21 protein-coding genes and 1 pseudogene are annotated in these 22,000 nt (G+C 51.7%); 16 read left to right on the top strand and 6 right to left on the bottom strand.

From position 1 onward, the window contains the following. Positions 1–50 precede the first annotated feature (50 nt). Together M1D91_RS21880 and M1D91_RS21875 are read left to right on the top strand one after the other, a co-directional pair. Positions 51–1,316, top strand: a complete 1,266-nt coding sequence (locus M1D91_RS21880; protein WP_437434136.1) for a 4-aminobutyrate--2-oxoglutarate transaminase — start codon at positions 51–53, stop codon at positions 1,314–1,316. Between the two features lie 251 nt (positions 1,317–1,567). Next, on the top strand, positions 1,568–2,671 hold the full coding sequence (locus M1D91_RS21875; protein WP_437434135.1) for a branched-chain amino acid ABC transporter substrate-binding protein: 1,104 nt from the start codon (positions 1,568–1,570) through the stop codon (positions 2,669–2,671). A gap of 545 nt (positions 2,672–3,216) precedes the next feature. Here the strand turns inward: M1D91_RS21875 and panM are convergent. Continuing rightward, complete coding sequence (panM, locus tag M1D91_RS21870; RefSeq protein ID WP_437434134.1) at positions 3,217–3,600, bottom strand: aspartate 1-decarboxylase autocleavage activator PanM; 384 nt, start codon at positions 3,598–3,600, stop codon at positions 3,217–3,219. 473 nt (positions 3,601–4,073) lie between these two features. On the opposite strand from panM, the gene livK reads away from it, so the two are divergent. From livK to ugpQ, 10 genes are all read left to right on the top strand, one after another. Next, the gene (livK, locus tag M1D91_RS21865; protein WP_437434133.1) at positions 4,074–5,183 is read left to right on the top strand and encodes a high-affinity branched-chain amino acid ABC transporter substrate-binding protein LivK; all 1,110 of its coding nucleotides are present in this window, start codon (positions 4,074–4,076) and stop codon (positions 5,181–5,183) included. A 35-nt stretch (positions 5,184–5,218) separates the two neighbouring features. Continuing rightward, positions 5,219–6,145, top strand: a complete 927-nt coding sequence (gene livH / locus M1D91_RS21860) for a high-affinity branched-chain amino acid ABC transporter permease LivH (RefSeq protein WP_437434132.1) — start codon at positions 5,219–5,221, stop codon at positions 6,143–6,145. Further along, the gene (locus M1D91_RS21855) at positions 6,142–7,419 is read left to right on the top strand and encodes a high-affinity branched-chain amino acid ABC transporter permease LivM (protein WP_437434131.1); all 1,278 of its coding nucleotides are present in this window, start codon (positions 6,142–6,144) and stop codon (positions 7,417–7,419) included. Before livH ends, M1D91_RS21855 begins: the two co-directional genes overlap by 4 nt. Then, positions 7,416–8,183: a high-affinity branched-chain amino acid ABC transporter ATP-binding protein LivG gene (gene livG, locus M1D91_RS21850; RefSeq protein WP_437434130.1), complete on the top strand. Its 768-nt coding sequence runs from the start codon at positions 7,416–7,418 to the stop codon at positions 8,181–8,183. Before M1D91_RS21855 ends, livG begins: the two co-directional genes overlap by 4 nt. A gap of 1 nt (position 8,184) precedes the next feature. Next, positions 8,185–8,898: a high-affinity branched-chain amino acid ABC transporter ATP-binding protein LivF gene (livF, locus tag M1D91_RS21845; protein WP_437434129.1), complete on the top strand. Its 714-nt coding sequence runs from the start codon at positions 8,185–8,187 to the stop codon at positions 8,896–8,898. Positions 8,899–9,168: 270 nt separating this feature from the next. Further along, complete coding sequence (ugpB, locus tag M1D91_RS21840) at positions 9,169–10,485, top strand: sn-glycerol-3-phosphate ABC transporter substrate-binding protein UgpB (RefSeq protein ID WP_437434128.1); 1,317 nt, start codon at positions 9,169–9,171, stop codon at positions 10,483–10,485. A 114-nt stretch (positions 10,486–10,599) separates the two neighbouring features. Continuing rightward, positions 10,600–11,487: a sn-glycerol-3-phosphate ABC transporter permease UgpA gene (gene ugpA, locus M1D91_RS21835; protein ID WP_437434127.1), complete on the top strand. Its 888-nt coding sequence runs from the start codon at positions 10,600–10,602 to the stop codon at positions 11,485–11,487. Beyond that, on the top strand, positions 11,484–12,329 hold the full coding sequence (gene ugpE / locus M1D91_RS21830) for a sn-glycerol-3-phosphate ABC transporter permease UgpE (protein ID WP_437434126.1): 846 nt from the start codon (positions 11,484–11,486) through the stop codon (positions 12,327–12,329). The genes ugpA and ugpE overlap by 4 nt, the downstream gene beginning before the upstream one ends. Before the next feature lies 1 nt (position 12,330). Next, complete coding sequence (locus M1D91_RS21825; protein ID WP_437434125.1) at positions 12,331–13,404, top strand: sn-glycerol-3-phosphate import ATP-binding protein UgpC; 1,074 nt, start codon at positions 12,331–12,333, stop codon at positions 13,402–13,404. Continuing rightward, the gene (gene ugpQ, locus M1D91_RS21820) at positions 13,401–14,141 is read left to right on the top strand and encodes a glycerophosphodiester phosphodiesterase (RefSeq protein ID WP_437434124.1); all 741 of its coding nucleotides are present in this window, start codon (positions 13,401–13,403) and stop codon (positions 14,139–14,141) included. Before M1D91_RS21825 ends, ugpQ begins: the two co-directional genes overlap by 4 nt. Here the strand turns inward: ugpQ and M1D91_RS21815 are convergent. Then, entirely contained in the window at positions 14,138–14,587 is a 450-nt protein-coding gene (locus tag M1D91_RS21815) for a DUF2756 family protein (protein WP_437434123.1), read from the bottom strand. The two genes, ugpQ and M1D91_RS21815, sit on opposite strands and share 4 nt — an antisense overlap. Positions 14,588–14,709: 122 nt before the next feature. Here M1D91_RS21815 and ggt point away from each other — a divergent pair, with 122 nt between their 5' ends. Together ggt and M1D91_RS21805 are read left to right on the top strand one after the other, a co-directional pair. Continuing rightward, on the top strand, positions 14,710–16,464 hold the full coding sequence (ggt, locus tag M1D91_RS21810; RefSeq protein ID WP_437434122.1) for a gamma-glutamyltransferase: 1,755 nt from the start codon (positions 14,710–14,712) through the stop codon (positions 16,462–16,464). Between the two features lie 654 nt (positions 16,465–17,118). Further along, positions 17,119–17,472, top strand: a complete 354-nt coding sequence (locus M1D91_RS21805; protein WP_437434121.1) for a hypothetical protein — start codon at positions 17,119–17,121, stop codon at positions 17,470–17,472. A 141-nt stretch (positions 17,473–17,613) separates the two neighbouring features. On the opposite strand, the gene M1D91_RS21800 is transcribed toward M1D91_RS21805, so the two are convergent. From M1D91_RS21800 to M1D91_RS21785, 4 genes and pseudogenes are all read right to left on the bottom strand, one after another. After that, positions 17,614–17,811, bottom strand: coding sequence for a hypothetical protein (locus M1D91_RS21800; protein WP_437434150.1), 198 nt, complete (start codon positions 17,809–17,811; stop codon positions 17,614–17,616). 3 nt (positions 17,812–17,814) lie between these two features. Next, positions 17,815–18,291 (bottom strand): annotated as a pseudogene (locus M1D91_RS21795) (Hcp family type VI secretion system effector); the annotation flags it as partial. Between the two features lie 192 nt (positions 18,292–18,483). Then, positions 18,484–18,972 (bottom strand): N-acetyltransferase, encoded by a 489-nt coding sequence (gene yhhY, locus M1D91_RS21790; RefSeq protein WP_437434120.1) that lies wholly within the window; start codon positions 18,970–18,972, stop codon positions 18,484–18,486. Between the two features lie 185 nt (positions 18,973–19,157). Further along, entirely contained in the window at positions 19,158–19,832 is a 675-nt protein-coding gene (locus tag M1D91_RS21785; protein ID WP_437434119.1) for a bactofilin family protein, read from the bottom strand. Between the two features lie 281 nt (positions 19,833–20,113). Between M1D91_RS21785 and M1D91_RS21780 the strand changes: the two genes are divergently transcribed. Both M1D91_RS21780 and M1D91_RS21775 read left to right on the top strand, forming a co-directional pair. Next, positions 20,114–21,160, top strand: coding sequence for an oxidoreductase (locus M1D91_RS21780; protein WP_437434117.1), 1,047 nt, complete (start codon positions 20,114–20,116; stop codon positions 21,158–21,160). Between the two features lie 114 nt (positions 21,161–21,274). Continuing rightward, positions 21,275–21,970, top strand: coding sequence for a pirin family protein (locus M1D91_RS21775; RefSeq protein WP_437434116.1), 696 nt, complete (start codon positions 21,275–21,277; stop codon positions 21,968–21,970). Positions 21,971–22,000 lie beyond the last annotated feature (30 nt).

The raw sequence follows: 22,000 nt of genomic DNA, 5'->3' as shown, positions 1-22,000 counted from the left end.
GTGACAAAAGATGATGGCGGCGAGATCAATCCATGACGGGGGAGTACAACGTGAAAAATAATGAATTACAACAACGCCGTTTAGCGGCTACGCCACGCGGGATAGGCGTAATGTGCGGCTTCTATGCTGATAAAGCCGAAAATGCCACGCTCTGGGATGTTGAAGGTAATGAAGTGATCGATTTCGCGGCGGGTATCGCGGTGCTGAACACCGGGCATCGCCATCCGAAGGTGGTTGCCGCCGTGGAAAAGCAGTTGCACGCTTTTACCCACACGGCATACCAGATTGTCCCGTATGAGAGTTATGTCTCGCTGGCGGAACGGATCAACGAACGTGTCCCTGTCGAAGGCCCGGCGAAAACGGCTTTTTTCTCTACCGGTGCTGAAGCGGTAGAGAACGCGGTAAAAATTGCCCGTGCCCATACCCGGCGTCCCGGGGTGATTACCTTTGGTGGTGGTTTTCACGGTCGCACCTATATGACCATGGCGCTGACTGGCAAAGTCGCACCCTACAAAATCGGTTTTGGCCCCTTCCCCGGTTCTATTTTTCATGCGCAATTTCCAAATGCCCTGCATGGCGTGAGCACGGCTGAGGCGATGAAGAGCCTGGATCGTATTTTCAAAGCGGATATCGCCCCGGACCAGGTAGCGGCCATTCTCCTTGAGCCCGTACAGGGGGAAGGGGGGTTCAACATTGCCCCCGATGATTTTATGCAGGCGCTGCGTAAACTTTGTGACACGCACGGCATTCTGCTGATTGCCGATGAAGTGCAGACCGGCTTTGCCCGTACCGGAAAACTGTTCGCAGTGGAGCATTACAGCGTCAAACCCGATCTGGTTACGATGGCGAAAAGCCTGGCGGGCGGCCTGCCGCTCTCTGCCGTTTCCGGTCGTGCCGAGGTCATGGATGCGCCCGCGCCCGGTGGGCTGGGCGGGACTTATGCCGGTAACCCACTGGCGGTCGCGGCGGCGCATGCGGTACTGGATGTGATTGAAGAAGAGCATCTGTGCGAGCGTGCTAATCATCTGGGTCAACACCTGGTGGAAGTGCTGACCAAAGCGAAAGCGGACTGTCCGTTCATTGCGGATATTCGCGCGCAGGGATCGATGGTCGCAGTAGAGTTTAACGACCCGGACTCTGGCGCGCCGTCACCGGAATTTACCCGGCAGGTGCAGGATAACGCACTGGCAGCGGGGCTGTTATTACTGAGCTGCGGGGTCTACGGCAACGTGATTCGTTTCCTTTATCCGCTGACTATTCCAGAGGCTCAGTTCCGCAAAGCGCTGGATATTATTCATCACGCGCTGACACGATAAACCTGATGGATAATCTGAAGCCGCCTTCTGGCGGCTTTCCTGCATTATTCATCCTGCTGTTATATAACCTTCAAAAATGTTGTTCCAAATTTCAGAAAATGGGGTATGTTTTAGCAGAGAATGCTGCAAAGGCACGGGAAGACGCTCTCAGAACTACCATCATATTCTTTCCTTATGACTGTAGACAAAATAATGTGCCGAACAACAACATCACAACAAATTCAATCACCACAAGAATGGGGAACCTCAGGATGAAAATGAAGGGTAAAGCGTTACTGGCAGGATGTATTGCGTTAGCAATGAGCAACATGGCATTTGCCAAAGATATTAAAGTTGCCGTTGTCGGTGCAATGTCTGGCCCGGTTGCGCAGTACGGTGATCAGGAATTTACAGGTGCTGAGCAGGCTGTCGCAGACATTAATGCCAAAGGCGGTATTAAAGGCGACAAACTGGTTATCACTAAATACGACGATGCATGTGACCCGAAACAAGCGGTCGCGGTAGCGAACAAAGTGGTTAACGATGGCATTAAATACGTTATTGGCCACCTGTGCTCCTCTTCTACTCAGCCTGCGTCTGATATCTATGAAGATGAAGGCATTCTGATGATCACCCCGGCGGCGACCGCACCTGAGCTGACCGCTCGTGGTTATAAGCTGACTCTGCGTACCACCGGCCTTGACTCAGACCAGGGCCCAACCGCCGCAAAATACATCCTTGAGAGCGTGAAGCCACAGCGCATTGCGGTCATTCACGACAAACAGCAGTACGGTGAAGGTCTGGCGCGTGCCGTGCAGGATGGCCTTAAAAAAGGTGGCGCGAACGTCGTCTTCTTTGACGGCATCACCGCAGGTGAAAAAGATTTCTCTACCCTGGTCGCGCGTCTGAAGAAAGAGAATATCGACTTCGTTTACTACGGCGGTTACCACCCGGAAATGGGCCAGATTCTGCGTCAGTCTCGTGCGGCAGGGCTGAAAACCAAATTCATGGGGCCGGAAGGCGTAGCGAACGTTTCCCTGTCTAACATTGCGGGCGAATCAGCTGAAGGCATGTTAGTAACCAAACCGAAAAACTACGACCAGGTTCCGGCAAACAAACCTATCGTAGATGCGATTAAGGCGAAGAAACAGGATCCAAGCGGCGCATTTGTCTGGACCACCTACGCTGCACTGCAGTCCCTGGCTGCGGGTCTGAACCAGAACGCAGAACCGGCTGAAATTGCCACCTGGCTGAAAGCGAACTCCGTTGAAACCGTGATGGGGCCGCTGTCCTGGGACGAAAAAGGTGACCTGAAGGGCTTTGAGTTCGGCGTGTTTACCTGGCATGCGAACGGTACGGCCACCGACGCTAAATAATTTGACCTTCGCCTTTCGCACTACAAGGGCGCTGGCTGCATCCGTTAACCCCGGTCACTTACTGATGTAAGCTCCTGGGGATTAACGTCTTTGCCATCTTCCTGTAGCACGAAATTCCTGGTCAAATCTGCACCAGAATAAAAGCAAAAAGGCAACGCAAGTTGCCTTTTTTAATGTTTGCTCCCCGTGGGCTGAAGAATCCCCAGAAATATGACGTTTTGCAGCGATATCACGGCGCAATGAGAATTAGACAGTCACCGCGATGACTGGGTCCGGCTGAAAATCGATGAGGCGTTGACGGCTGGCCGGGAGCCCGGGTCGCCAGGGTGGTGGCGGTGAACCACCCTGGCACGTTCACGGGTTCTGACACTACAGACAAGCAAGGAACATAAGGTGAACGGAATGACCACAAGAGCCGCATGTTTCCCCTCACCCTAACCCTCTCCCCGGTGGGGCGAGGGGACCAGGCTGGCTGGCATTTTTTGTGGGGATTCCTCTCAGCCCTGTGGGAGAGGGCCGTTATGAGGGCATCAGGCCGGAGCGCCCTAACGCTTCACCCAGCCATCATTCTGCGCGGTAAAGCCCATAGCCTGGGCGAAAGCGGCCATAATCGAACGGTCTTCTACGCCAACTTCGGTGATCCACCAGGTGGTAATGCCCGGATTATCGGCAATCACTTCGTCCAGCAAATATTTCCCGACACCACGGCGACGGGTGACGTCACGCACGCGCAGGGAATCCAGTGCCCCTTGCGTACCAAGCAGTGTTACTCGCACCGCACCTAATAAACGATCGTTGAAGCGTGCCGCGTAAATACGATGAGATTCATCTACCTGCAGCGATGCAGGAGAGTATTCCGGCCAGACTTTAGCTAAATCAATATGATCCTGGTCGGTAAAGTTCACCAGACGGATGATAGTCAATTTCATGTACAGCGTGTCCCTGTCTTTCAAGATAAGGGCAGTGTAAACAATTTCCCCTGACGCGGGCTGTTACTTTTTTATTTTTCGTTTTGCAGGCGATTACTTTTAAGGCAGGCGATGTTGCAGTTTTAAACATTAGAGATCAAAAACCAGGTAGCATTTTCCCCTAAAAGGTAGCGTTTTATTCCGCTCTTTGTGCCATTATTTTATGCTGCCAACTGAACTTTTTTGGTTTATCTCCTGATAAATTCAGAATATTATCTTTGCTTAATCGCCTGAAAAATAGAGTATTTAGTCTTGTTTTTGCCAAAAAACTGCGCTAAACCATTCATGGCACTGGTAAAAATAGCGTTGTCTATTAAAAGTACAGAATGCTTTTTAACCATAAAAAAACAAAATTTTCACACTAGAGATTCATGTCGTTGCGACATGACCTGATAAACAGGTGTGGCACTACATCACGAACGGGGATTTGAAGTATGAAAAGGAACGCGAAGACAGTTATCGCGGGGATGGTTGCATTTGCAATGTCCCATACAGCCATGGCGGCAGATATTAAAGTAGCGGTTGTGGGTGCGATGTCCGGTCCGGTTGCTCAGTGGGGTGACATGGAGTTCAATGGCGCACGTCAGGCCATCAAAGATATCAACGCAAAAGGCGGCATCAAGGGCGATAAACTGGTTGCCGTGGAATATGACGATGCCTGTGACCCGAAACAAGCCGTGGCTGTCGCTAACAAAATCGTAAACGACGGCATACAGTATGTTATTGGCCATCTCTGTTCATCCTCAACCCAGCCCGCGTCAGACATTTATGAAGACGAAGGCATTTTGATGATCTCCCCGGGTGCAACGAACCCGGAACTGACCCAGCGCGGCTATAACTACATCATGCGTACCGCAGGACTGGACTCCTCTCAGGGGCCTACCGCCGCGAAATATATTTTGAGCGCCGTTAAGCCGCAGCGCATTGCCATTATTCATGACAAGCAGCAGTACGGTGAAGGTCTGGCGCGCTCTGTTCAGGAAAGCCTGAAAGCCAGCGCCGCCAATATTGTCTTCTTCGACGGTATCACCGCAGGCGAGAAAGATTTTTCTGCGCTGGTGGCGCGTCTGAAGAAAGAAAATATCGATTTTGTTTACTACGGTGGTTATTACCCGGAGATGGGCCAAATCCTGCGTCAGGCTCGTGCAAATGGCCTGAAAACGCAGTTTATGGGTCCGGAAGGTGTGGGTAACGCCTCCCTTTCGAATATTGCGGGCGATGCGGGCGAAGGCATGCTGGTCACTATGCCAAAACGCTATGACCAGGACCCGGCCAACCAGAGCATTGTCAATGCGCTGAAAGCAGAGAAAAAAGATCCGAGTGGACCATATGTCTGGATCACGTATGCCGCCGTGCAGTCACTGGCGCAGGCACTTGACCGCGCGGGTAGCAACGAACCGCTGGCGCTGGTGAAAGATTTAAAAGCCAACGGGGCTAAAACCGTAATAGGGCCGCTGAACTGGGATGAGAAAGGCGATTTGAAAGGATTTGATTTTGGTGTCTTTCAGTGGCACGCCGATGGGTCGTCTTCGGTAGCTAAATAACTCATCCCGTTATTGCGGGTTTAAAAGGTTACGTTATGTCCGAGCAGTTTCTCTATTTCTTGCAGCAGATGTTTAACGGCGTCACGCTGGGAAGCACGTATGCGTTGATCGCCATTGGTTACACCATGGTTTACGGCATTATCGGCATGATCAACTTCGCCCACGGCGAGGTTTATATGATTGGTAGCTATGTCTCCTTTATGATCATTGCTGCCCTGATGATGATGGGTATTGACGCAAGCTGGCTGTTAATTACCGCAGGCTTTGTCGGCGCAATCGTAATTGCGAGTGCGTATGGCTGGAGCATTGAACGGGTGGCCTATCGTCCGGTACGTAGCTCTAAGCGCCTGATTGCATTGATTTCCGCTATCGGGATGTCCATCTTCCTGCAGAACTACGTCAGCCTTACCGAAGGGTCGCGCGATGTGGCGCTACCGAGTCTGTTCAACGGTCAATGGACCGTAGGCAGCAGCGAAAACTTCTCTGCGACCATCACCACCATGCAGTTAGTTATCTGGGTGGTGACCTTCGTTTCTATGCTGGCGCTGACCATATTCATTCGCTACTCCCGCATGGGCCGTGCCTGCCGCGCCTGTTCGGAAGATCTGAAAATGGCCAGTTTGCTCGGTATTAACACCGACCGTGTCATTGCGCTCACCTTTGTTATCGGTGCAGCGATGGCGGCGGTAGCGGGGGTATTGCTCGGTCAGTTCTATGGCGTTATCAACCCGTATATCGGCTTTATGGCGGGCATGAAAGCCTTTACCGCCGCAGTATTAGGCGGTATCGGCAGCATTCCTGGTGCCATGATCGGTGGTCTGATTCTGGGCGTGACGGAATCGCTCTCCTCTGCATACCTGAGTACGGAATATAAAGATGTGGTGGCTTTTGCCCTGCTGATTATCGTGCTGTTGGTGATGCCGACCGGTATCCTGGGTCGCCCGGAGGTTGAAAAAGTATGAAACCGATGCATTTTGCGATGGCGCTGCTCTCTGCTGCCATGTTCTTCGTGCTCGCGGGCGTCTTTATGGGCGTGCAGTTAGAGCTGGATGGCACCAAACTCGTGGTCAACACCGCGGCGAGCATTCGCTGGGAGTGGGTCTTCATTGGCACCGCAGTTGTGTTCTTCTTCCAGCTTCTGCGTCCGGTGTTCCAGAAGAGCCTGAAAAACGTCTCTGGCCCGAAATTCATCCTGCCCGCGATTGACGGTTCTACCGTTAAACAGAAATTGTTCCTGGTTGCCCTGTTGGTGGCGGCCGTAGCATGGCCATTTGTGGTTTCACGCGGCACTGTTGATATCGCCACCATGACCATGATTTATATCATCCTGGGGTTAGGACTGAACGTGGTGGTGGGGTTGTCCGGCTTGCTGGTGCTCGGTTACGGCGGCTTCTACGCCATCGGCGCGTACACCTTTGCGCTGCTGAATCACTATTACGGGCTCGGTTTCTGGACCTGCCTGCCGCTCTCGGCGCTGGTCTCCGCGGCGGCGGGCTTCCTGCTCGGTTTCCCGGTACTGCGTCTGCGCGGTGACTATCTGGCGATCGTGACCTTAGGCTTCGGTGAGATAGTCCGTATTCTGCTGTTGAACAATACCGAAATTACCGGTGGTCCGAACGGTATCAGCCAGATCCCTAAACCGACCTTGTTTGGCCTGGAGTTCAGCCGCAGCGCGCGTGAAGGCGGCTGGGATACCTTCAGTAACTTCTTCGGCGTGCCGTATGACCCGAGCGATCGCGTTATTTTCCTTTATTTGGTGGCGCTGTTGCTGGTGGTCTTCTCGTTGTTTGTGATTAACCGCCTGCTGCGTATGCCCCTGGGCCGTGCCTGGGAAGCCCTGCGTGAAGATGAAATTGCCTGCCGTTCTCTGGGGCTGAACCCGACCCGCATCAAGCTGACCGCGTTTACCATTAGTGCTGCTTTTGCAGGTTTTGCCGGTACGCTGTTTGCAGCTCGTCAGGGCTTTGTCAGCCCGGAATCCTTTACCTTCGCGGAATCGGCGTTTGTACTGGCGATTGTAGTGCTGGGCGGTATGGGGTCCCAGTTTGCGGTCATCCTCGCAGCGATTCTGCTGGTGGTGTCGCGCGAGCTGATGCGTGATTTCAATGAATACAGTATGTTGATGCTGGGTGGTTTGATGGTATTGATGATGATCTGGCGTCCGCAGGGCTTGCTGCCGATGACCCGCGTACAGTTGAAACTGAAAAATAGTCAGGCGAAAGGAGAGCAGGCATGAGTCAGCCACTGTTATCCGTTAATGGCCTGATGATGCGTTTTGGCGGCCTGCTGGCCGTTAATAACGTGGCGCTTGATTTACATCCTCAGGAAATTGTCTCCCTTATCGGGCCGAACGGGGCAGGTAAAACCACGGTGTTTAACTGCCTGACCGGCTTTTACAAGCCGACCGGCGGCACCATTATGTTGCGTGACCAGCACCTTGAGGGGCTACCGGGACAACAGATCGCCCGCATGGGCGTGGTGCGTACGTTCCAGCACGTGCGTCTTTTCCGTGAGATGACGGTGATTGAAAACCTGCTGGTGGCACAGCATCAGCAGTTGAAAACCGGCGTGTTCTCTGGCCTGTTGAAAACGCCCTCATTCCGCCGCGCGCAAGCAGAAGCTCTCGATCGGGCGGCTATCTGGCTGGAGCGTATTGGTTTGTTAGCGCACGCTAACCGCCAGGCCAGTAACCTGGCGTATGGCGATCAGCGTCGCCTGGAAATCGCCCGCTGCATGGTTACCCAGCCGGAAATTCTGATGCTTGATGAACCGGCCGCTGGCCTGAACCCGAGAGAGACCAAAGAGCTGGATGAGTTGATTGTTGAACTGCGCAGTCACCACAACACCACCATCCTGCTGATTGAGCATGATATGAAACTGGTAATGGGCATCTCCGATCGTATTTACGTTGTAAACCAGGGAACCCCGCTGGCGAACGGTACCCCGGAAGAGATCCGTAACAACCCGGACGTGATCCGCGCATACCTTGGTGAGGCATAAAATGGAAAAAGTCATGTTGTCTTTTGACAAAGTTAGTGCCCACTACGGCAAAATTCAGGCGCTGCACGACGTCAGCCTGCATATCAATCAGGGCGAGATTGTGACCCTCATTGGTGCCAACGGTGCCGGGAAAACCACGCTGCTGGGGACGCTCTGCGGCGATCCACGTGCCACAAGTGGTCGTATTGTCTTTGATGACAAAGATATTACCGACTGGCAGACGGCAAAAATCATGCGTGAAGCGGTCGCGATTGTTCCGGAAGGGCGTCGCGTATTCTCCCGTATGACGGTGGAAGAGAATCTGGCGATGGGCGGCTTCTTTGCTGACAGCGAACAGTTCCAGAGCCGCATTAAGCGTGTTTACGATCTCTTCCCGCGTCTGCATGAACGTCGGGTGCAGCGTGCGGGGACCATGTCTGGTGGTGAGCAACAGATGCTGGCGATTGGTCGTGCGCTGATGAGCCAGCCGCGTTTGTTGCTGCTTGATGAACCCTCGTTGGGTCTGGCACCGATCATTATCCAGCAGATTTTCGACACCATCGAACAGCTGCGTAAAGAAGGAATGACCATCTTCCTCGTCGAGCAGAACGCCAACCAGGCGCTGAAACTCGCGGATCGCGGCTATGTGCTGGAAAACGGCCACGTGGTGCTGGAAGACACCGGTGATGCGCTGCTGGCTAACGAAGCGGTACGTAGCGCCTATCTGGGCGGATAGGTAAAAGCAAAACGGCAACGTTGTTAGTTGCCGTTTTTAGTGTTTGCTCCCTCTCCCTGTGGGAGAGGGCCGGGGTGAGGGCATCAGGCCACACATTACCTCGCCATCTAACCTTCACCAATTCATCATCCTGTCATCATCTCTCTGACGCCTGGTTGTCACTTTATTGTAATTAAACGGTTATTTTTCTGTAATTCGAGCGTGTCATGTTACCTCGCGAGCATAAAACGCGTGATATCGCGCATCCGGCACAACAAGAGAGAAAACCGAATGACACCGTTACGACACACAGCTTTAGGTCTGGCACTTGGGTTGATCTTCGCAGGCAACGCAATGGCCGCTACATCTATCCCGTTCTGGCATTCCATGGAAGGGGAACTGGGTAAAGAAGTTGAATCCCTGGCGCAACGTTTTAACGAAACCCACCCGGATTACAAAATTGTGCCGGTGTACAAAGGGAACTACGAGCAGAGCCTGAGTGCCGGCATTGCTGCGTTCCGTACCGGTAATGCGCCTGCCATGCTGCAGGTTTATGAAGTGGGCACGGCGACCATGATGGCCTCGAAGGCAATTAAGCCAGTCTACGAAGTCTTTAAAGATGCCGGTATCACTTTCGACGAATCTCAGTTCGTCCCGACCGTGTCCGGTTACTACACCGACTCTAAAACCGGTCACCTGCTGTCTCAGCCATTCAACAGTTCCACGCCGGTGCTGTACTACAACAAAGACGCTTTCAAAAAAGCCGGTTTAGATCCTGAGCAGCCGCCAAAAACCTGGCAGGACCTGGCAGCTTACACGGCCAAACTCAAAGCCTCAGGGATGAAGTGCGGTTACGCCAGCGGCTGGCAGGGGTGGATCCAGATCGAAAACTTCAGCGCCTGGCACGGTCTGCCGGTCGCCACTAAAAACAATGGCTTCGATGGTACGGATGCTGTGCTTGAGTTCAATAAGCCAGAGCAGGTGAAACATATCGCGATGTTGCAGGAGCTGAATAAGAAGGGCGATTTCAGCTATTTTGGTCGTAAAGATGAGTCTACCGAGAAGTTTTACAACGGTGACTGCGCCATCACGACCGCCTCTTCTGGTTCTCTGGCAGACATTCGCCATTACGCCAAATTTAACTACGGTGTTGGCATGATGCCTTACGACGCTGACGTGAAAGGCGCACCGCAGAACGCCATCATTGGTGGTGCCAGCCTGTGGGTCATGCAGGGCAAAGACAAAGCCACTTATACCGGCGTTGCTCAGTTCCTGGAATTCCTCGCTAAACCAGAAAATGCGGCTGAATGGCACCAGAAAACGGGCTATCTGCCTATCACCACTGCGGCGTATGAGCTGACCCGTAAAGAGGGTTTCTACGACAAGAATCCAGGGGCTGATATCGCCACCCGTCAGATGCTGAACAAGCCGCCGTTGCCGTTCACCAAGGGTCTGCGTCTGGGCAACATGCCGCAGATCCGTACCATCGTGGATGAGGAACTGGAAAGTGTGTGGACCGGTAAGAAAACCCCGCAACAGGCGCTGGATGCCGCTGTAGAGCGTGGTAATCAGCTGCTGCGTCGTTTCGAGCAATCCACGAAGTCTTAATAGCTTACACCCTCACCCCGGCCCTCTCCCTGAAAGGGAGAGGGTGCAAACCATCCCCTCGCCCCTCTGGGGAGAGGGTTAGGGTGAGGGGAAAATACAACGCAGAGCTTAACTATGTCCTCATCCCGTCCGGTGTTTCGTTCGCGCTGGCTGCCCTATCTGCTGGTCGCGCCCCAACTGGTTATAACCGTTATATTCTTTATCTGGCCTGCGGGCGAAGCGCTGTGGTACTCGGTACAGAGCGTTGATCCCTTCGGGCTTTCCAGCACCTTTGTCGGGCTGGACAACTTTTCCGCCCTGTTCCGTGACAGCTACTATCTCGAGTCCTTCTGGACGACGATGCGCTTCAGTGCGCTGGTAACCTTTTTTGGCCTCTTCAGCTCCCTGTTTTTTGCCGCCCTGGTGGATAACGTGGTGCGCGGCAGCCGCATTTATCAGACGCTGATGCTGCTGCCCTATGCCGTCGCCCCGGCGGTTGCTGCCGTGTTATGGATCTTCCTCTTCAACCCAGGCCGCGGGCTGATTACCCATTTTCTTGAGCAGTTCGGCTACGACTGGAACCACGCGCAGAACAGTGGTCAGGCGATGTTCCTGGTGGTCTTCGCCTCCGTCTGGAAGCAGATCAGCTACAACTTCCTGTTCTTCTTCGCCGCGCTGCAATCCATCCCGCGTTCATTGGTTGAAGCCGCCGCGATAGACGGTGCCGGGCCGGTTCGTCGGTTCTTCAGGCTCTCACTGCCGCTGATAGCCCCGGTGAGTTTCTTCCTGCTGGTGGTCAACCTGGTTTATGCCTTCTTTGACACCTTCCCGGTCATTGACGCCGCGACGGCGGGTGGTCCGGTACAGGCCACGACGACCCTGATTTACAAGATTTACCGAGAAGGTTTTGTTGGACTGGATCTCTCGGCGTCTGCCGCACAGTCGGTGGTGCTGATGTTCCTGGTTATCGTGCTGACCGTCGTCCAGTTCCGTTATGTTGAAAGTAAGGTGCGTTACCAATGATTGAGAACCGCCCCGGGCTAACCTTATTCAGCCACGTTATGCTGATTCTGGGCATTGTGACGATCCTGTTTCCCATGTACGTCGCCTTCGTCACCGCCACGCTGGACATTAACGCCGTCTATGACACGCCGATGACGCTAATTCCTGGCACCCATTTGTGGGAAAACCTGCGCACCATCTGGACGCAGGGCGTGGGGGTAAACAGCGCCCCGTTCTGGCTGATGCTGACCAACAGTTTCATCATGGCCTTCTCCATTACCGTGGGGAAAATCGCGGTGTCGATGCTCTCCGCTTTCGCTATCGTCTGGTTTCGCTTTCCGCTGCGTAATCTCTTCTTCTGGATGATTTTTATCACCCTGATGCTGCCGGTTGAAGTGCGTATTTTCCCGACCGTGGAAGTCATCGCCAACCTGAAAATGCTCGACAGCTACACCGGCCTGACGCTGCCGCTGATGGCCTCAGCGACCGCCACCTTCCTGTTCCGTCAGTTCTTTATGACCCTGCCGGATGAGCTGATTGAGGCGGCGCGCATTGATGGGGCCTCACCGATGCGCTTTTTCCGGGATATCGTGCTGCCGCTCTCCAGAACCAACCTTGCGGCGCTGTTTGTCATCACCTTTATCTACGGCTGGAACCAGTATCTGTGGCCGCTGCTGATTATCAGTGACGTCAACCTGGGCACCGCAGTCGCAGGCATTAAGGGCATGATCGCCACGGGCGAAGGCACCACACAATGGAACCAGGTGATGGCGGCGATGTTGCTTACGCTGATCCCTCCGGTCGTTATCGTTTTAGCCATGCAGCGCGCGTTCGTGCGTGGCCTGGTAGACAGTGAGAAATAAGATGGCAGGATTAAAATTACAGGCTGTAACCAAAAGCTGGGATGGCGGAAAAACGCAGGTTATTCAGCCACTAACCCTTGATGTGGCTGATGGCGAATTTATTGTAATGGTAGGGCCGTCAGGCTGTGGTAAGTCGACGCTGCTACGCATGGTTGCGGGGCTGGAGCGCGTGAGTACCGGCGATATCTGGATTGACAGTCAGCGCGTGACGGAAATGGAACCCAAAGATCGTGGGATTGCGATGGTGTTTCAGAACTACGCGCTCTACCCGCACATGAGCGTGGAAGAGAACATGGCGTGGGGGCTGAAAATCCGTAACATGGGCAAAGAGCATATTGCCGAGCGGGTCAAGGAAGCGGCCCGTATTCTGGAGCTCGATGGCCTGCTCAAGCGCCGCCCTCGTGAGCTCTCCGGTGGTCAGCGTCAGCGCGTCGCTATGGGGCGGGCAATAGTGCGTGACCCGGCGGTGTTTCTGTTTGATGAACCCCTCTCTAACCTCGATGCCAAACTGCGCGTGCAGATGCGTCTTGAGTTACAACATCTGCATCGTCGTCTGAAAACCACCTCCTTGTATGTGACCCATGACCAGGTGGAGGCGATGACCCTGGCGCAACGCGTGATGGTCATGAACAAAGGTGTTGCAGAGCAGATTGGTACGCCGATAGAAGTTTATGAAAAGCCGGCCAGTCGTTTTGTGGCGAGCTTTATCGGCAGCCCGGCAATGAACTTACTGGATGGTCGCATCAGCAGCACCGGCACCCATTTTGAACTCGACAGCGGCATGGCACTGCCGATTAACTGGTTCTACCGCGGCTATGCCGGGCGCAAAATGACGCTGGGTATCCGCCCGGAACATATTGCGTTAAGCTCACAGGCCGCAGGTGGGGTACCGCTGGTACTGGATACCCTGGAAATGCTCGGTGCGGATAACCTGGCGCATGGTCGCTGGGGCAACCACAAACTGGTGGTGCGTTTGCCCCATCAGGAGCGTCCGGTGCAGGGCAGTACATTATGGCTGCATCTGCCGGAAAATCACCTGCACCTCTTCGACGGTGAAACAGGACAACGCATATGAGCAACTGGCCTTACCCCCACATCGTCGCCCACCGTGGCGGCGGAAAACTGGCACCGGAAAACACGCTGGCGGCAATTGACGTAGGTGCCCGCTACGGTCACACCATGATTGAGTTTGACGTCAAGCTGTCAAAAGACGGGCATATTTTCCTGCTGCATGATGACAATCTTGAACGCACCAGTAACGGCTGGGGTGTGGCGGGTGATCTAACGTGGAACGATCTGCTGAAAGTGGATGCAGGCAGCTGGTTTAGTCGGGAATTTAAGGGCGAACCCCTGGCGCAACTGTCCGACGTCGCCGGGCGTTGCCGCGACCACGGGCTGCTGGCAAACATAGAGATTAAACCGACCACCGGCACAGGCCCACTGACCGGGAAAACCGTCGCACTGGCGGCTCGCGAGTTGTGGCAGGGCATGACGCCGCCGCTGTTATCATCCTTTGAGATTGATGCGCTGGAGGCGGCGCAACAGGCAGCACCGGAACTGCCCCGTGGTTTGCTGCTGGACGAATGGCGGGATGACTGGCATGCATTGACGACGCGTCTCGGCTGCGTCTCCATTCACCTTAATCATCGTCTGCTTGACGAGGCGCGTGTTGCCGCGCTGCGTGACGCTGGATTGCATATTCTGGTCTATACCGTCAACAACCCGCAGCGTGCAGCAGAGCTGTTACGCTGGGGCGTTGACTGTATCTGCACCGATGCGATTGACGTCATCGGTCCCCATTTTCAACCTTAGGGCGTGACCGTCTTCAACGGAATATTGGCCTGCGGTGTGCTGACAGAGTGCTGATTCAGCATACCGTTGGTCTGTTGGGATGGCAGCATATGCTGTTGCTGGGTTAGCGGCGCATCGCTGTTGACACTCTGATTCAACATGCCGCCATGGGTGTTGGGTAAGATTTGTTGCTGACCCGCATTGAGTTCGCCCGGTTGCGACTGGCGTACCCGCTGAGAGTTGTTATTAATCTGTGATTCAAGATGCTGTTGTTGCAGGCGGGTTTGCGTCTGCAAATTTTGATTCAGCATCCCCTTTTGCTGCTGTTGCTGGTTGAGCATTTGCGTCTGCATTCGCTGCTGACTGGGTATCTGATAACCCGGCTGGTTAGGGTTATTCAGGGTATTTAAAGGCTGTGCGAATGCGGTAAACGGCAAAAATGCCGCCACAAGAATCAGTGGTTTCATGGTCATCTCCTCCGTGTGAGGCTTCTCCTAAGTTTACTTGCTTTCAGACATTTCGATGATCTTTTAAGAGTTCTGAACCAGGCTTAAGCGGGGACTGTCGCCCCAATTGAAGGAGAAGGACGATGATGAAGCAGAAGTTTGCACGTTGGGTGGCCATCGCCGCTCTGACGGCGGGAGGATGTTTTAGCGTTGCAGCCGCCCCTCCGCCTGTCGCGGCGCCTGCGCCGGTATCCTATGGGGTTGAGGCCGATGTCTTTCACCCGGTTCGCGCCAGGCAGGGTATGGTGGCCTCGGTTGACGATACCGCCACTCGGGTCGGGGTTGAGATCCTAAGGCAAGGGGGGAATGCCGTAGATGCTGCCGTGGCGGTAGGTTACGCGCTGGCAGTGACGCACCCTCAGGCAGGTAACCTCGGTGGTGGTGGGTTTATGATGATCCGCACCAAAGAGGGGAACACAACGGCTATCGATTTTCGCGAAATGGCTCCGGCTGCTGCCACCCGTGACATGTTCCTTGATGAGCAGGGTAACCCGGACAGCAAGAAATCACTGACCTCCCATTTAGCTTCAGGCACACCGGGCACGGTCGCGGGTTTCTCTCTGGCGCTCGGGAAATACGGCACAATGCCGCTTAACAAAGTGGTACAGCCCGCCATCAAACTCGCGAAGCAGGGATTTGTGGTCAATGATGCCCTGGCAGATGACCTCAAAACTTACGGTAGCGAAGTGCTGCCGAACCACGACAGCAGTAAAGCCATTTTCTGGAAAGAGGGTGAGCCGCTGACGAAGGGTGAGAAACTGGTGCAGAGCAATCTTGGCAAAAGTCTTGAGATGATTGCTGAAAAAGGTCCCGACGCCTTCTATAAGGGGCCGATTGCCGATCAGATTGCCGAGGAGATGAGTAAAAACGGTGGTCTTATCACCAAAGACGATCTGGCGAATTACAAAGCTGTCGAGCGCACCCCGATTAGCGGCGAGTACCGTGGCTATCAGGTTTATTCAATGCCGCCGCCTTCTTCTGGCGGGATCCATATTGTGCAAATTCTTAATATTCTGGAGAATTTCGATCTCGCTAAATATGGGTTTGGCAGCGCGGACGCCCTGCAGGTGATGGCTGAGGCGGAAAAATACGCTTATGCCGACCGGTCGGAATATTTAGGCGACCCGGATTTCGTTAAGGTTCCCTGGCAGGCGCTGACCAATAAAGAGTATGCCAAATCCCTGGCCCAGCAGATCGACGTTAATAAGGCGAAACCGTCAAGCCAGATTCGCCCCGGTAAGCTTGAGCCATATGAAAGTAACCAGACGACACACTACTCGGTTGTGGATAAAGACGGCAACGCTGTTGCGGTGACCTACACCCTGAACACGACGTTTGGTTCAGGCATCGTGGCGGGGAATACCGGTATTCTGATGAATAATCAGATGGATGACTTCTCTGCTAAACCCGGCGTGCCTAACGTCTACGGGCTGGTGGGCGGCGATGCTAATGCCGTGGGGCCGGGCAAACGTCCGTTGTCCTCGATGTCGCCGACTATCGTGGTCAAAGACGGTAAAACCTGGCTGGTCACCGGTAGCCCAGGCGGTAGCCGCATCATCACAACCGTACTGCAAATGGTCGTGAACAGCATTGACTTTGGGATGAACGTCGCCGAAGCCACCAATGCACCGCGCTTCCATCATCAATGGTTGCCGGATGAGCTGCGCGTCGAAAAAGGCTTTAGCCCTGATACCCTTAAACTGCTTGAGCAGAAAGGGCAGAAGGTGGCAGTGAAAGAGGCAATGGGCAGCACGCAGAGCATTATGGTCGGCCCGGATGGCATGTTGTATGGGGCATCTGACCCAAGGACAGTGGATGATTTAACGGCAGGATATTAAACATAATAAAGGCCCTTTTGCTAAAAAGGGCCTTCACGATGATTAATTAAAAGTTTATATATTTCTGGTGCGAATAAAATATAGAAAATTAAACTAAAGATTTGCGTTTATATAAAATCTCCGCAAAATGTTTATTTTGCCAGGAGGTGCTATGAATGTCAGGAAGAGAATTATCACGGGTTTTACTTATAAAGAACTTTTATGGTTCAAACGTCGATATAAATCCTTAGTCGATCAGGTTTATTCTGAAGGGGAGAGGCCCACGGAAAGCGAGACCGTGATGAATCTTATTTTGCATTATGCAAAGATGTCTGCCGAATACGTCTGGATTGTTAATTATGTCTCATTTTGTTATTTGTTAATCTCTTTTCTATTTATGGATAGCGTTTTTGATATGTATTTCATATCGTTATGTGGTGTTCATGTTTTTATTGTGGCATGTTTCTGTGTAAGAAGTTGCTCAACATTAAGATTACCCTGGCTCACTTATCTCAAACTCCTTAGATTAAGGTGGTGTCTCAGGAAATACTCAAGTAGTGATATTTTTGATGACAAAGATTGCTGATGAATGGAGAATAAGGATGAATGCAAGGGAAATTATTTTATCGATTCTGACGAAGAAAGACCTTTTACCTGAAGGGGCGCTATACGAAAATGAATAAAATTGCCCGAAAAAATGGTATTGCGGTAGATGAAAAGCAAGATTTTATTTATACAATAATGTCCTTATCTGGTTTTTGTGCATCATCCATCGGAATGATTTCTACTATAGCCTTTGTCTTCCTTGTTTTCTCTGTTTTTGAAAATGATGGGTTAAAAGCGTTTTATATTTACGGGGTGATATTCCTTTTTGTAACGACAATGTGTTTGTATCAAGCTAAAAAGAATCTTTCTTTCTCATTTAGTTTATGTTTCAAGATGATTTTGATGAAATATAAGTTCATTTATCATAGTGTTAAGACTCCAAAAGAACTTCCTGAGATATGGATTGTCTACATATCTAGATGATTTATGTCTAAGCCATTTTGGTGATGAATAATTATCAAATTTATAATCTTCATCCAGAAATGTTATTTTGAATTTATAACCCATAGAGCCAGCCTGGATGATTTTTAACATTCTGGATTTCAACAAAAATTATTTCCATAGTCATTGCTCGTTGACATCAGAAGTTAAATTGAATTCTTTGGTGATTTCTGTTATTAAATTCCCAATCTCCTGAATGTATTCCATTCTTGATAATGTGGATTTTATAAAAAATGTAGCCCCGAGGTTGGCGACGCAACATAGCGCTAATGCATAGCGTTCAAGATCGATTCTCAAATAAATGATGGCTGCCGTTCCCATTTTGAATATCCTCTCTTCCCATAAACTCCATGCGCTGGTTCCTGCGGCGATATGTTCCCATAAAACTGGTTCATAAATGAAAGAGATGCTTTCTTACGGCTGACTGTCGTTATGAGTCAATGAGTTTGGATAATAAAAACGTATATGATTTATATGAGCTTTGAGGAGCCTTAGCTGGAAGTAGAATTCCATGCCTCCCCCTCGAGAAGAACGGTAAACTTTAAATATGCATTCAAGTTATTCATTGTTCGCTACAGCGTGAGCTAACAGTGGTGTTGATTTGTCGGTAGGTTTTCTTATTTGGACTGGCTGTACCATGACGTTTTGTTCACGCGTCATTTCGCTTATCAATTCATAAATGAAAATTTCATCTTCATGAGTTGACTGATAGTTGTTACCTATAGATTTTTGCGTTGAACATCCGGAAGATATTAAACCTTGCTGTGTGCCATTTATTGAAAGGTATATTATATTTTCCATTTCTAAATTCCCTTTAGAAAAGTATCTTTTACTATTTATTTAAAGGAAGGTCTATATTTTAAGAGTTTCTATATTTTAGATGTGAGATGGAGCATAAGATGTCGGGTGTTATAGATGTGGAGTATATTTAATAAAAATTATATGTTATTTCTATTAATCACCCCTCTATTACTGAAAGAGGGGTTTTTAAATTTATTTCACCCGCGCCATAAAACAGGCATCCACATATTCACCGTTACGTAGAGCAAATTTCTTGCCGGTGCCTTCCACTTCAAAACCAAACTTGCGGTAGAGCGCCAGCGCCGGGGTGTTGTCGACGAAAACCGTCAGCTCAATGCGCTCAATGCGCAGCCAGTTATCGCAGAGATTGACCATTTCGCGCAGCATAGCACTGCCTACACCACGTCCACGGAATGCGCTGGAAACACTGATGCCAAAGGTGGCCACGTGGCTGCGGCGTGGATTTTGTTCAACATCCACCACCACATGGCCTACCACCACATCGTCAATACAGGCGACAAGGTGGCGGCGGCCGGCTCGTGGTTCCAGTCGCTCCTTCCACATGTCCATAGAAGGATAAGGAAGTTGTAGCGTGTCGTGATAAACCTCCGGATGCGCATTAATCTGACGTAAGGGCTCTGCGTCACGGGCTTCTGCATGGCGGATCACGATGCTACTCATTTCCTTTCTCCTTTTTGAATGTTCCCTTTCAACTTCACCGAGTTGCCAAAGTGAGTCAAGCAGCATTTTTTGCAAAATAGGAGTGGACAAGTGCGAATGATAATGATTATTATTGTCATGCGTTCAGGGAAACCTATGCGGTAATCCTGAAAGCACGACATTGCTCACATTGCTTCCAGTATTTTTTAGCCAGCCGGGTGCTGGCTTTTTTTTTGCTCATTTAGACCATCTGCAGGTTTATCGCTTTGCGCTAAAGAGGCCTCAGTTTTCAACCCCACTACGTTGTTCTTCGTCTGCTCAGGCGGCTGGATATCGGCCTGCCCGATAAACTGACCTCCTTTTTTTATCGCCAGTTGCCGGTATGCGAGGGTGCCATTGATTCGTCCGTTTTCATAAATTTCAACGGTATCTGCGAGGCACTGACCCTGAATCGTCCCGTCAATAATCAGCTCGCGGCAGGTCACGTTACCTTCCACTGAGCCCGTGCGCATAACCTTTATCAGACCTTCAGGCGCCGTGATGTTGCCGTGCAGACTGCCGTGTATGTAGACCGGTGTCGCCGAAACGATATTGCCTTCCACATGCACATCGCTGGCGATAACCGTATTGGTATGTTTTTCCAGTGCGCTGGTCACTGTTTCATTCACCGGAGCGGGTGTGGTCGGCGTGGCAGACGCTTCAGCGGGCTTTTGTTTTTTGAACATCGGTATTATCCATCCTTGAACGAGTTGAATGATAAAGGCAGCAACGGCCAGTAATCCTGCAATACGGGCCAGGGTATGTTCACCCAGACACCAGGCTAACAAGGCAAACAGCCACAATAAAAAAGTGAGGTTGAGCAGGTAGTATTTTCTTTCCATGGAAGATCCTGAGCCACCTTTCGGGATTATCAGCAACGCCTGTGCTGACGTACGTGCAAAAACGCGGCTCTCTTATGCGGAATTGAACGGTTTGCGTCAAGGTCAGACGCAGCACTTTAGGATTTATAAGCCCTTGTATTTTGTTGTTTTATACAGAATAAAGGTGGTGATGTTTCCAGCCATTCAGTTAATGGATGTTTTAATCTCAGACGCCCGGCGGTTTTTATCACCAACTGACTGCGCTAAGGTTTAACGCAGTGACGCAAAACAAGGACCGCATCATGACCCTGAACTGTGCCTTTATCGGCTTTGGCAAAAGTACGACCCGTTACCATCTTCCGTATGTTCTTAACCGCAAAGAGAACTGGCGAGTGAGCCACATTTTCCGGCGCAGCGCGAAGCCGGAAGAGCAGAACCCGCAGTATCAACATATTCATTTCACCAGCGATCTTGATGAGGTGCTCAACGACCCGACAATCGCACTGGTGATCGTCTGTACGCATGCTGACAGCCACTTTGAATATGCAAAACGGGCGCTGGAAGCCGGCAAAAACGTACTGGTCGAAAAACCGTTTACGCCCACTCTGGCAGAAGCCATCACGCTGTTTACCCTGGCAAAAAGTAAAGGACTTACCGTTACGCCTTATCAGAATCGCCGCTTTGACTCCTGTTTCCTGATGACAAAAAAGGTGATTGAGAGCGGCAAATTAGGGGAGATTGTCGAAGTAGAGAGCCATTTCGACTACTACCGTCCTGTTGCAGAGACCAGGCCTGGCCTGCCGCAGGATGGGTTCTTCTATGGGCTGGGCGTACACACCCTGGATCAAATTATTTCACTGTTTGGTCGCCCCGATCATGTGGCTTATGACCTTCGCAGCCTGCGCAATAAAGCCAATCCTGATGATACGTTCGAAGCGCAGCTGTTCTTTGGTGACCTGAAGGCAATCGTCAAAACCAGCCACCTGGTGAAAATCGACTATCCGAAATTCATTGTTCATGGCACCAGAGGATCATTTATCAAGTACGGTATCGACCAGCAGGAGACCAGCCTAAAAGCTAACATCATGCCGGGTGAACCGGGCTTTGCGGCTGATGAAAGCACTGGTGTGCTGGAGTACATTAACGGTGCCGGCGAGACGGTAAGAGAAATTCTGCCGCCGGAGCAGGGGGATTACGGCCAGGTCTATGATGCGCTTTATGCCACCATCAATGACGGGGTGGACAATTACGTCAAGGAATCTGACGTTCTCACTAATCTTGAGATCCTGGAGCGGGCCTTCGAGCAGGCCTCACCAGCCACGGTAACCCTCGCAAAGCAGGGGATTTAAGCTTATTTTAACTTGTTCATTTTTTTTGAACAGAGGAGTCAATTTTCACCCTCTATGATTGCGGTTCGATCGGGTACACACTGACTCCATCGAAACGAACACGAGGGTGAAAACATGATTTACTTACGCAAAGCAAACGACCGTGGCCATGCAAATCATGGTTGGCTGGACTCCTGGCATACCTTTTCATTTGCCAACTATCATGATCCTAACTTCATGGGCTTCTCAGCACTGCGCGTTATCAATGACGACGTAATTGACGCCGGCCAGGGCTTTGGGACTCACCCCCATAAAGATATGGAGATCCTGACCTACGTGTTGCAGGGTGCTGTGGAACACAAAGACAGCATGGGCAACAAAGAGCAGGTACCGGCAGGTGAATTCCAGATTATGAGCGCCGGCACCGGGGTGCGTCACTCCGAGTACAACCCGAGCGCCACCGAGCCACTGCGTCTGTACCAGATCTGGATTATTCCAGAAGCAACGGGCATTACGCCTCGCTATGAGCAGCGTCGTTTTGACGCGAAGCAGGGCCGCCAGCTGGTACTCTCTCCGGATGCCCGTGAAGGCTCCCTGAAAGTGCATCAGGATATGGAACTGTATCGCTGGGCCTTGCTGAAAGATGAGCAGTCGGTTTACCAGGTGGCTGCGGATCGCAAAGTCTGGATCCAGGTAGTGAAAGGGGACGTGACGATTAACGGAACCAAAGCCACCACCAGTGACGGCCTGGCTATCTGGGATGAGCAAGCGCTGTCGATTCATGCGGACAGTGACAGTGAAATTCTGCTCTTTGATCTGCCGCCAGTATGATCCTGCTTAAATAAATGACGCAACCTTCTG

The organism is Enterobacter sp. SA197, from assembly GCF_054131575.1.
Note: the sequence above shows the minus strand (reverse complement) of the source record. Positions and strands in the feature narration are given on the sequence as shown.